We start from the raw sequence: 10612 nt of genomic DNA, 5'->3' as shown, positions 1-10612 counted from the left end.
TCTCCTGTAGAGTTTGAACGGCGCTACGCGCAACGAGGGTCTTGAGTGTCTACGGAACCCTGGGCGTATCACGCACCGCAAGTCTTCAGCGCACACTGCGACGGCGACGTGCTGGATTTTGCCGGCTATCGCGCGCGCTTGCACTCGGCCGCCTACGTTGCGCAGAGCGTGCGCCCATGGCAACACACGGTGCGCGATTGTTTGGCCTGGGCCGCGCCGACGGCCAGCGAGGCAGCGATGTGGCAAGCACTGCGCGATGTCGGCCTGACCACGCGCCTGCACGCTGCCTGGCAGGGGCTGGACACCGCCGTGCATGGTGCCTCCGCCAAACTCTCTGGTGGCGAATTGCAGCGCCTGTTGCTGGCCCAGGTGCTGCTGCGGCAACCTCGCATCGCCTTGCTCGACGAAGCCACCAGCGCACTCGACGCCATCTCCGAACAGCACGTATTGCGCATGATGCGGCGGCGTCTGCCGCATACCGCACTGGTGGTCGTCTCGCACCGGATTGGCCTATCGACCATCGCCGACCGCTGCCTAACGGTGCAACGCGTTCACTCCCGTGCTGGCTCGTGTGCGACGAGCGCCAGCGAAACACAAACGGGACTGACGGCGGCTCCCTCTTGGCGCATCCATTCCGCGCCAATCTAGCGTGCGGGGATCGTTCCCGGAAAACAAGGCATACAAAGTGAGACGGTGACGCCGGCTACAACGTTAGCCATGTAAAAGAGTTGGCCGAGGACTCTTCCTGCGTAGACCTATCAGGTGAACTGCCAGGGTATCATCATCTGAGACCATATCTTAGGCTGGGGATGAGCATGGATATTGCTGCTGTGCCTTTTTGCTCTTTTTTTGTTGATGGCACTTATTTCCGCTCTCGCGGGTCAAAAAAATAAGTTGAAGCAAAATGCACAGGTACAGTGGCCTTTTTACGGCATGCGGGTTTTGACAAATTCGGAACAGATTCTTTATTGGAGATTGATTGAGGCGCTTCCTGAAAATATTATTCTAGCTCAGGTCCAGCTATCAAGATTTCTAGGCATTCGCAAAGGAAGTGGGCGAATTCAATGGCTTAATAAGGTCAATCAAAAGAGTGCGGATTTTATTGTGTGCAACAAAGATTTTTCTGTACTAACTGTCATCGAGCTTGACGACGCAAGCCATGATCGTCCGGGGCATCATCAGGCGGATGCCGATAAAACGAAAGCGATTACGGACGCTGGGCTACACATGATTCGTTGGCATGTGAAGTCGATGCCAAATGTTGCCCAGATTCGCGACGAAATATCCTTACTGGCCTGGGGACAGGGGCGCACCCCGGCGTAGATGCGTTAGCCGGTCATGCGTCAGAAGTGCCGGGGCCAAAAACTGCCTAATTGTCTGAAGTGCAGAGCGGGATTGCGCACGAGGCAGGCTGGCTTACTGCTCAAGGAGAACTGGCTCACAGCAACTGCATCACCTTTGAGATGGAAGTGGCGAGCAAGCAAGGCGCCCCGCACCCGTAGAAACCAGGGCCTGTAAATTTTCGCGCGGCCTGTTAAACGCAGACGGCATTCTGACGGGCGAAGCACAAACGAAGTGCCGCTCCGCATCGATTGCATGCAGGCGACTTTCCGCGCATCGCGCATGATCCACGAAAACCTGGGCGACCCGCGCAGCGATGCTGACACCGCAATCGCAGCATCGATCAGGCAGACGCAGCGCCATCGGCGACCAAGGGCAGCCAGAACCGTGCGATCGCGCCCGGACCATCCGTCCTGGCCTCCAACGACACGTTGCCGTCGTGCGCCTCGGCGATCGCACGGGCGAGCATCAGGCCGATGCCGGATCCGCCGGGCTTGGTCGTAAAAAATGGAACGAACAGATTTTCGCTTCGCGGTGGACCGATGCCGTCGTCGACTATTTCGATCACCGCCAAGTCGTTTTCCCGCCGCCAGCGGACCTGGACCTTCGCGTCGGTGCCATGCATCGCTTCGAGTGCGTTCTTCAACAAATTGATCAGCGCCTGCTCGATCTGGTCGGGGTCGGCCTGCACCTGCAGTGCTTCGCCTTCGTGCACTTGCGTGCGTGAGGGTTCCAGACGCACGACTTTACGGACCACTTCGCCCAGATCGATGTCGCGACGTTCGGGCGTTGGTAGATGGGTCAGCCGGCCGTATCCTGCCAAGAAGCGGTCCAGGGATTGCGCCCGGTCGCCGATCACCCGCAGCCCTGTCACCAGATCCTCCTGTAGGTCCTCTGGCAGAGGCTGCCGGGTGGCGATGGTGGCGAGGGTATCGGCGATCGAGGAGATGGGGGTCAGCGAGTTCTTGACTTCGTGGCTCAGCACCCGCTGCAACCGCTGCCAAGCATCCCGTTCTTCCTCGCGCAACGCGCGGCCGATGTCGCTGATGACCAGTAGGCAACCTTTGCGCCCTTCGTGTACCAACGCTGCGGTACGGATGAAGAAGCGACTGGTGCGCCCGGGAAATGTGCAGCTCCACGCGCGTGCGCCGTTCTCGTCAAGGTAGGCGTCCAGGCCAAGGTCGGTGGCGCTGCGTTCGAGGGCGATCTGCGCACCGGCATCGAGCAGACTCGCGGCTGCTGGATTGAGGAAGCGCAGCTTGCGCTTATCGTCAAAGACCAGCACCGCGCTATCCAGTGCGTCAAGGGTCTTGTTCAGCAGACGCAGGCTTTCCTCGAAGTGGATCCGCTGTTTCTGCAACTGGACTGCCAAGGCGTTGACATCGTAGATCACCTTGCCTAGCGGGTTTCCCAATCTGCCGCGTAGCGTGTAGTCGCCTTCGCGCAGCGCCTCAAGCAGACCGGACAGGGTTTGCAGCAGGTAGTGCATCCGCTGGAAGCGCCAGTACACGATGGCTGCGGTCACCACCACCACGCCCCCCAGCATCCAGCCACGGGCGGCATGCGCAGGCCAGTCGAACACGACAAGCGCCACCAGCATCGAGGCCGACGGCACCAGTGACAGGGCCACGCCTGAGGCGAGCAGGCGGATGAAGGGCATCCACGCGCCAGCGGCTCTGGAACCCGATTCAGCCATCGCCGCCTGTCGCGCGCAGGCTGTACTTTTCGAGGCGCCGATACAGCGCTTGGCGAGTGATGCCGAGCGCGTCGGCGCAGCGTTGGAGGTTGCCGTCGTAGCGGTCGAGGCAGCGTCGGATCAGCCACTTCTCGGCATCGTCAAGGGTCATCCGTTCGAGATCGTCGGCAAGCGCAGCGGGCTTGCCGATCGATAGCGCCTCGGGCCGTATCTCGTCACCGTCGCTCAGCAGTACGGCACGCTCGATCACGTGTTGAAGCTGGCGCACGTTCCCGGGCCAAGGGGATTCGAGCAACACCCGTTGCGCCGCCGCGCTCATCCGCATCTTGGCGCGGCCGTAGCACTTGGCCGACTGGGACAGGAAGTGCTGTGCGAGCGGCAGGATGTCTTCGCTGCGGTTGCGCAGTGGCGGCAGAGTGATCTCGATGGTGTTCAGACGATAGAGCAGGTCGCGCCGGAACGATCCGCTCGCCACGTCCTTCTCAAGGTCCGCATTGGTCGCCGCGATCAGGCGGACGTCGGTTCGCTGCGTGTGCGAGGACCCCATCCGCTCGAATTCGCCGCCATCCTCCAGCACACGCAGTAGCTTGGGCTGCTGCGAGATCGGCATGTTGCCGACTTCGTCGAGGAGCAGGGTGCCGCCATTGGCTAGCTCGAAACGGCCGACGCGGTCGCCACGGGCATCGGTAAACGCGCCACGGACGTGGCCGAACATTTCCGATTCAAAGAGGTTCTCGGAAATCCCACCCATGTTGATCTTGACGAAGGGCTTTTCAGCCCGCGGCGACAGGTTGTGGAGATGGCGGGCAATAACGCCCTTGCCGGTACCGTTCTCGCCGAGGAGTAGGACGTTCGCATCACTGGGGGCGACCCGCGCGACCACCGACATCACCTGCTTCATCGCGGGGGATCGGGCAATCAACTCTCCCAGCACGTTCGCGGCCCCGCCATCGCCTCCAGCATCTTCCGGGTGTCGGCGGCTTTCGCTGAGGCCAGGGAGGCGACGCAGCACATCCAAGAGCCGGGCGTTCTCCCACGGCTTTTCGATGAAGTCGATGCAGCCGAGCTGGATCGCCCTCACTGCGAGCTGGACATTGCCCCAGGCGGTCATCACGACCACAGGCAGGTCGGGCCGCCGCTGTCGTAGCTGCCTGAGCAGATCCAGACCCTCCTCGCCAGAGGTCGTGTCCCGGGAGAAGTTGAGATCCACTAGGGCGGCGTCGAACTGCCCATCATTGAGGGCCTCCAGCGCAGCCGCCGGACTGGTGGCAGGGGTGCAGGCGATGCCTTCGGACTTCAGCAGCAACCGCAGCGCATCCAGGATGCTTTTCTGATCATCGACTGCGAGAACGTTTCTCAAGGTGCAAGGCTCATGATGGCTTTCGATGTAAGAAACGGTCCAGCTTCGCATCGTTGCTGGTCTCGTGAATGCTTTTCGGGCGGATCGCAATTACCGGCATCGACACGTGCACCGATACGGTATCGAATAATCCGCTCGTGGACGACTGTGTTCGGACGGCATGATATAGGAGGGATCGGTGCGATGGATCGAACGATCCGGCCGAAACGTCCGATTTCGAAGCAGGCGTATCGAAAGCGGATACTTCGAGCACAAGGCAGGGCATAAAAAATATTTCAAATCAATATTTTGCACGATAATCAAACGCTGGCACATTATTTGCTGCCATTGCGTTCATGGACATCGTAAACCCCAATTTCAAGATCAAGAAAAAGCGCCGACGGCAGATCGTCATCGGCATCGTGGCGATCTTTGTCGTGCTCGTCGCCGCCATCTTCTATCGCCTCTCCTCAGCGATGCCATCGATCGATACCTCCAGTGTGTGGATCGATACCGTCAAACGCGGCGACATGCTGCGCGATGTGCGCGCGCAAGGCACGCTGGTGCCGCTCGACATCCGCTGGGTGTCCGCGTCGACTCAGGCGGTAGTGGTGAAGATCGAAGTGTTGCCGGGCAATCCAGTCAAGGCGGACATGGTACTGCTCACACTCAGCAATCCAGATGTGGAGGATGCACTCAGGAACGCGCAATCCGAGGTGGCGGCGGCGACCGCACGGGTGCAGGTCCGACGTTCCGAGTTACAACTGGAACTCCTCGGCCAGCGATCAAAGCTGGCGCAGGCCCAGTCCGACTACGCCTCGGCGAAGGTCAAGTTCGATATCGATGCGAAGGCCGCTGCCCAGCAGCTCATTCCCAGAGTCCAGTTCGAACAGGGCAAGATCGCACTCAAGCAGCTCGCCTATCGCGTGGATGTCGAACAAAAGTGCCTGGACGCAATGCAAGCGGCCATGACCTCGCAGATGGCATCGGTGCAGGCCGAGCTACAGCAGAAGCAGAGCAACCTGTTGCTGCAGCGCAGGCAACACGATGCGCTTCAGGTCCGCGCCGGCATCGACGGCATGCTGCAGGAAGTGGCGGTGCAGGAAGGCCAACGGGTTTCACCGGGCAGCAACCTCGCCCGCGTCGCCAAGCAGGACGTCCTGATCGCACGGCTGAAGGTGCCCGAGATGCAAGCCAGGGATGTCGTGGTGGGCAAGTCAGCAGAAATCGACACCTACAACGGCCTCGTGGCGGGTCGCGTGTCGCGAGTGGATCCTGCGGTCATCGACGGTACCGTCCGTGTCGACATCGCGCTCAACGGCACACTCCCGCCAGGCACGCGCCCGGATCTCTCGGTCGAGGGCGTTGTCCATATCGACAAGCTCGTCGCCACCTTGTCGGTCGGCAAACCGGCACAGGCCAAGATCGGTAGCCAGATATCGCTTTTCCGCCTCGATCCTTCCGGTGGAAGCGCACGTCGCGTGCAAGTCCGTTTGGGTACCATGTCGGCTGATCGGGTACAGATCCTCGATGGCCTCAAGGAAGGCGAGCGCGTTATCCTCTCCGACAGTACGCAATGGCTGCAATACGACCGGATCCGGCTGAAGTGATTCAGTACCATCCGGCACATCACCGCCCACCCTGGTTTACGAAAAGGATGACTAAAATGCGCCAGAGAACGATCATTGGTCCGATCTTGCTGATGATAATCGGAGCTTACCTGTTGATGCAGAATTTCGGTTGGCTGATCGAATACGATCGGATCTTCTCGAAGTGGTCGCCCGCGCTGTTGATCTTTCTTGGTGCGTGGATCATGGTCCGCCGCCTGTACCGCAAAGCCATCGTCAGGTCTTGATGCGGCACTGAGGTAGGTCGCTGCTGTCGCACATCGACCTACGCATACTTCGCACTTGGTGAGAACGTCTTGAACGCCGTCGCGCCAGGCCGGGAAACGAAGGGAAGGGCGCACAGGCGATGGCGTCGCCCCTCGCTGGTACAGCTCATTCGTAGCGCAGTGCGACGATCGGATCCACGCGCAGTGCTCGCGCGATGGGGACGAGCGAGGCAACCACCGCGACGATCACAATCGTCAGAACAACCACGGCAAACACCGACCCTTCATCGCCATGGGTCTGTAACTTCGGATCGGTAAGCGCGACCGACCAGGGCAAAGCCAAGCCGATACCAATCGTCAGTCCGATTGCCAGTTGTAGGAGCAACTGCTTGCCGATGTTCGAAACGATGGTCTTCGAGTCCGCACCCAGCGCCCGACGAATGCCAATCTCGCGTGTGCGCTGCACGACCGCGAACGACAGGATGCCGTACAGCCCCGCTGCAGCGAGCATCAGCGCGATCAGGCCGAGCAGGGTGAAGACCTGGGTGAGCACGAGGATGCTTGTGCGTCCCATGTCGATGCCCTTGGCCTGGGTGCGGACAGCGTAGACCGGAATGTCGGGGTCGATGGTGGAAACGGTCTGAGTGATCTTGGAGGCACTGGCGAGCGGATCACCGCCCTTGATTTCAGCGGCGATGACCATCGAGTAGGGCGGCAACTGACGCATCGGCAGCAGGATGCTCGGGAGCGAATCTTCTAAAACCCCGTCCAACTGCAAATCGGAAACCACACCGATCACTGTGAGGATGTCTGGGTTTTCCTGTTCCGGATGCAGCGCGATCCGCTTGCCGATGGCGTCTGTGCCCGGCCACAACAGTGCCGCGGTCTCGCGATCGATGACCACCACCGGATTTTGTGCATCGCGTTCGTCGAAGAAGCGACCCGCCATCAGTTTCAATCGGTAGGTCTGTGCAAAGTGCTTGTCCACCACGCCCAACTGCGCCTTAAGATATCCACCGGCTGGTCGTGGCTGGCCCAGACCGGCAATGTATTCGTGACTTCCGAGCAGTGCGCCGGGAATCGTATTGGCCAGCGTCGCGTTGGCAATGGCCGGATCGCTGCGCAACCGCTCGCCGATCTGGTCGTAGAGGCGAATGCGCGAAGCCTGGTCGGGATAGCGATTCTGGCGAAGGTCGATTCGCGCCGTGAGAATCCGCTCAGGATCGCTGGCATTGCCGAATTTGGTTTCCAGCACATGCTCCAAGCCCTGGATGAACGTGCCGGCGCCGACCAAGAGGATCACCGTCAACGCGATCTCGAAGACCACCAGGACCTTGGAAATTCGAGCAAAGAAGCCACCATGGGAACCTTTGCCACCCTCGCGCAGCACTTCCTGCACATCGGTGCGGGACGCGCGCCAGGCAGGAATGAAACCGGCGACCGCCGTCGTGAACAACGCGGCGATGGCCGCGAACACCAGCATCCGCCCATCGATGCCGAACCGGATGAAATACGGCGGCGGTTTGCCATTTGCCGCGAAAATGCCCGCAATCCAGTCGTTGCCGAGCTGGGCGATGAGCAGTGCGACGAGAGTCGCGGCAACACTCAGCACGAAGCTCTCCATGAGCTGATCGCAGAGCAGGCGCCCGCGGCTGGCACCCAGAGCACAGCGGATCGCCAGATCACGCTGCCGGCTCATCGCCTGCACCAGTTGCAGGTTCGCGATGTTCGCGCAGGCCAGCAGCAGCACCAGACTGCTAGTCGCGAACATCAGCCACACATACGAACGGACCTTCTCGGTGATGAAGCTCAGCGCGAGTGGCTTGACCGTCAGGTTTCGACCGGCACGCTGGCCACGCAGTTGCTTGCCTTGGGCGGAAGCGACCGTCTCCAGATCGGCGCGCGCCTGACCCAGTGCGACGCCGGGCTTGAGCTTGCCCACCACGTTGACGTCGGTGTAAGTTCCTGGCAGAAAACGGGTCGGCAGCCAGACATCCGCAATTGCGGGGAAAGCGAAGCCCTTCGGCATGACGCCAACGACCGTGGCGGCTTCGCCGTTGATCTGCACGTTCCTGCCGATGATGTCCTCGGCTGCAGCGAAGTCATTGCGCCAGAGGCTTTCGCTGATCAACGCGACGAGCGGCGCGCCGGGTCGCTCGTCGCTTGTGCCAAGGCGACGTCCCGACAGCGGTGCGGTCCCGAGGAACGCCAACATCTGTCCAGACAACAGACAACCGTTGTAGCGTTTGGCGACACCGCCCACGACGATGTCGGCGGCCTGCTCGTGATAAACGCCGGTGGCTTCGATGCTTTTCAAACTGTTGCGGATCTGCTCGTAGTCGTCATTGCCCATGACCTCGAGACCGACGTCGTTCTCGGTCTTGTAGCCGATCGCCACGAGCCGATCCGGGTCTGGGAACGGCATAGGCTTGAGCACTAGGCCGTTGACGAGACTGAGCAGGAACAGCACGGTGCCGAGACCGACACCGAGCACAGCGACCGCGAGTAACGAATGCCCTGGCCGCTTGAGCAGACGGCGCACCGCTGCCTGGCATGCGTGGACGATGGACACGCTCATGTCCGGGAGCTACGTGCAAGGCTCAGGCGCTCGTCAATCAGACCCTCCTCCTTGGGTCGCAGGTGATTGAGTATTTCCTCGTCGACCACGCAACCATCGAACATGTAGATGCTGCGTTGGGCGAACTTCGCATGCCTCGGATCATGGGTCACCATGCAGATGGTCGACCCCGAACGGTGCAACTGATCGAGCAGAGCGATCACCGCTTCACCATTGTGGGAATCGAGGTTGCCGGTCGGTTCGTCGGCAAGCAGGACGGCAGGCCGTGTGACCAGCGCGCGCGCGACGGCGACGCGCTGCTGTTGACCGCCGGAAAGCTGCGTCGGATAGTGATTCACACGGTGGGCGATGCCCACCTGTTCCAGCACTTCGAGGACACGCTCTTTGCGCTGCTTGCGTGACAGGGCCTGTTCGCCTGCGAGATACACCAGCGGCAACTCGACGTTCTCGAAGATGCTCAGATCGCCGATGAGATTGAAGGCTTGGAAGATGAACCCGATCTCGCGATTACGGACCTTCGCGCGTTGACCGGCACTGAGACTCTGGATGGCCGTACCGTTGAGCGAATAGGTTCCGGAGGAGGGTGCATCCAGCAGCCCGAGGATCGAAAGCAGCGTCGATTTTCCACAGCCGGATGGGCCGGAGATCGAGACATATTCGCCTTTCTTGATCTCGATATTCACACTGGAAAGCGCGTGGGTTTCGACTTCTTCCGTTTGAAAGACCTTCGAAACCGACTCAAGACGAATGAGAGGACGCTCGCACTGATCGTTCAATGTATGCCCATGGAGTATATGCAGATGGAGAGCCAGAAAGCGCTTCGCATTGTGTGATTTACTCAATGCGAGCCACGCTTCAATCCTGCACATGATGAAATCACTTTTATCATCGATTGTCACGCAATCTCACGTACTTTTCCGACTTTTTTCAGTCGTGGAAAAGCGACCGAAAATGGTCACCATAGACCGTTCGCGGTCGTTTTTCGACCAAGCCTTGACGCTGCTTCACGGAATCCGTCGCTAAGGTTAGTAAAAAGACGCCGAATTCCACCAAAACATTCGCTCTCGTCCATTTAGGATGGTACGTTTTCGGACTCATGTCGCCATCATTGCACCTCAATCCTTAGCGTCAGCAGCCCATGACCGGCGACCATGTCGTCAAGGTCTTCCAGCTCGGCTACGTCCCGGTCGTTTCCGAAGCTGGCCGTGTCGCGTTCCCGCTGTTCGCGATGGTGCTGGCCTACAACCTGGCGCAGCCTGCCGCTGATACCGCAAAGGTGATGCGCCGGCTGCTTGCCTGGGGTGCTGCTGCGATGCCGGCGTACTGGCTGGCCTTCGGTGTGATCTTCCCGCTCAACGTCCTGTGTGCGTTCGCGCTGGCCGTCTGCTGTATTCGCGCAGTGCAGGGTAGGCGATGGGTATTGCTGGCTGTTTGCGCGCTGCCTGCGCCCTTGTTTGTCGATTACCAGTGGGCCGGTATCGCTGTTGTGCTGGGTGCCTGGTGGTATTTCCGCTCGCACCGGCCAACGATCCTGACGGGTATTTTCTGCGTCGCCGTTCCGGCTGCTGCGCTGTGCGTCTATAACGGCAGCGCCTGGTCGTTACTGGCTATTCCGATGCTCTCACTTGCCTATGTGCCAATTTCGTTACCGCGTACACGTGCTGCATTCTATATTTACTATGTTGCCCATCTAGTATTTTTGTCAGCCTTTGCAGGGTTTTCCGGGTAGATTTTCCCATCCGCCATTTATGCGCCTAGAGCGTGTTATGAACTTTGAAGTAGAGACGTTGCATTTCCAAGCATGAGCATTGAGAAGACGACGAA

The 10612-nt window shown here is 60.0% G+C and carries 8 protein-coding genes and 1 pseudogene; 5 read left to right on the top strand and 4 right to left on the bottom strand.

Annotated features, from left to right (window positions below; translation table 11 throughout):
* Positions 1-111 precede the first annotated feature (111 nt).
* Together XALGPE39_RS06695 and XALGPE39_RS06690 are read left to right on the top strand one after the other, a co-directional pair.
* Positions 112-648: pseudogene (locus XALGPE39_RS06695) on the top strand (ABC transporter ATP-binding protein); the annotation flags it as partial.
* Between the two features lie 207 nt (positions 649-855).
* On the top strand, positions 856-1323 hold the full coding sequence (locus XALGPE39_RS06690; protein ID WP_045727512.1) for a DUF2726 domain-containing protein: 468 nt from the start codon (positions 856-858) through the stop codon (positions 1321-1323).
* Positions 1324-1684: 361 nt separating this feature from the next.
* On the opposite strand, the gene XALGPE39_RS06685 is transcribed toward XALGPE39_RS06690, so the two are convergent.
* Entirely contained in the window at positions 1685-3001 is a 1317-nt protein-coding gene (locus tag XALGPE39_RS06685; protein ID WP_045727511.1) for an ATP-binding protein, read from the bottom strand.
* A gap of 28 nt (positions 3002-3029) precedes the next feature.
* Entirely contained in the window at positions 3030-4448 is a 1419-nt protein-coding gene (locus XALGPE39_RS06680; RefSeq protein ID WP_045727510.1) for a sigma-54 dependent transcriptional regulator, read from the bottom strand.
* Between the two features lie 284 nt (positions 4449-4732).
* Here XALGPE39_RS06680 and XALGPE39_RS06675 point away from each other — a divergent pair, with 284 nt between their 5' ends.
* Both XALGPE39_RS06675 and XALGPE39_RS15945 read left to right on the top strand, forming a co-directional pair.
* A complete protein-coding gene (locus XALGPE39_RS06675; RefSeq protein ID WP_045727509.1) occupies positions 4733-5986 on the top strand; it encodes an HlyD family efflux transporter periplasmic adaptor subunit in 1254 nt (417 codons plus the stop codon).
* Positions 5987-6042: 56 nt separating this feature from the next.
* On the top strand, positions 6043-6231 hold the full coding sequence (locus XALGPE39_RS15945; RefSeq protein ID WP_235429764.1) for a DUF5668 domain-containing protein: 189 nt from the start codon (positions 6043-6045) through the stop codon (positions 6229-6231).
* A 145-nt stretch (positions 6232-6376) separates the two neighbouring features.
* Here XALGPE39_RS15945 and XALGPE39_RS06665 read toward each other — a convergent pair whose 3' ends face one another.
* Together XALGPE39_RS06665 and XALGPE39_RS06660 are read right to left on the bottom strand one after the other, a co-directional pair.
* Positions 6377-8788, bottom strand: a complete 2412-nt coding sequence (locus tag XALGPE39_RS06665; protein ID WP_045727507.1) for an ADOP family duplicated permease — start codon at positions 8786-8788, stop codon at positions 6377-6379.
* The gene (locus XALGPE39_RS06660; RefSeq protein ID WP_235429763.1) at positions 8785-9687 is read right to left on the bottom strand and encodes an ABC transporter ATP-binding protein; all 903 of its coding nucleotides are present in this window, start codon (positions 9685-9687) and stop codon (positions 8785-8787) included. Before XALGPE39_RS06660 ends, XALGPE39_RS06665 begins: the two co-directional genes overlap by 4 nt.
* 239 nt (positions 9688-9926) lie before the next feature.
* Here XALGPE39_RS06660 and XALGPE39_RS06655 point away from each other — a divergent pair, with 239 nt between their 5' ends.
* Positions 9927-10517, top strand: a complete 591-nt coding sequence (locus tag XALGPE39_RS06655) for a TraX family protein (protein ID WP_045727505.1) — start codon at positions 9927-9929, stop codon at positions 10515-10517.
* The last annotated feature ends 95 nt before the right edge of the window (positions 10518-10612 follow it).

Source organism: Xanthomonas sp. GPE 39, assembly GCF_000963005.1.
Classification (GTDB): domain Bacteria; phylum Pseudomonadota; class Gammaproteobacteria; order Xanthomonadales; family Xanthomonadaceae; genus Xanthomonas_A.
This window is presented reverse-complemented; position numbering and strand designations above follow the sequence as displayed.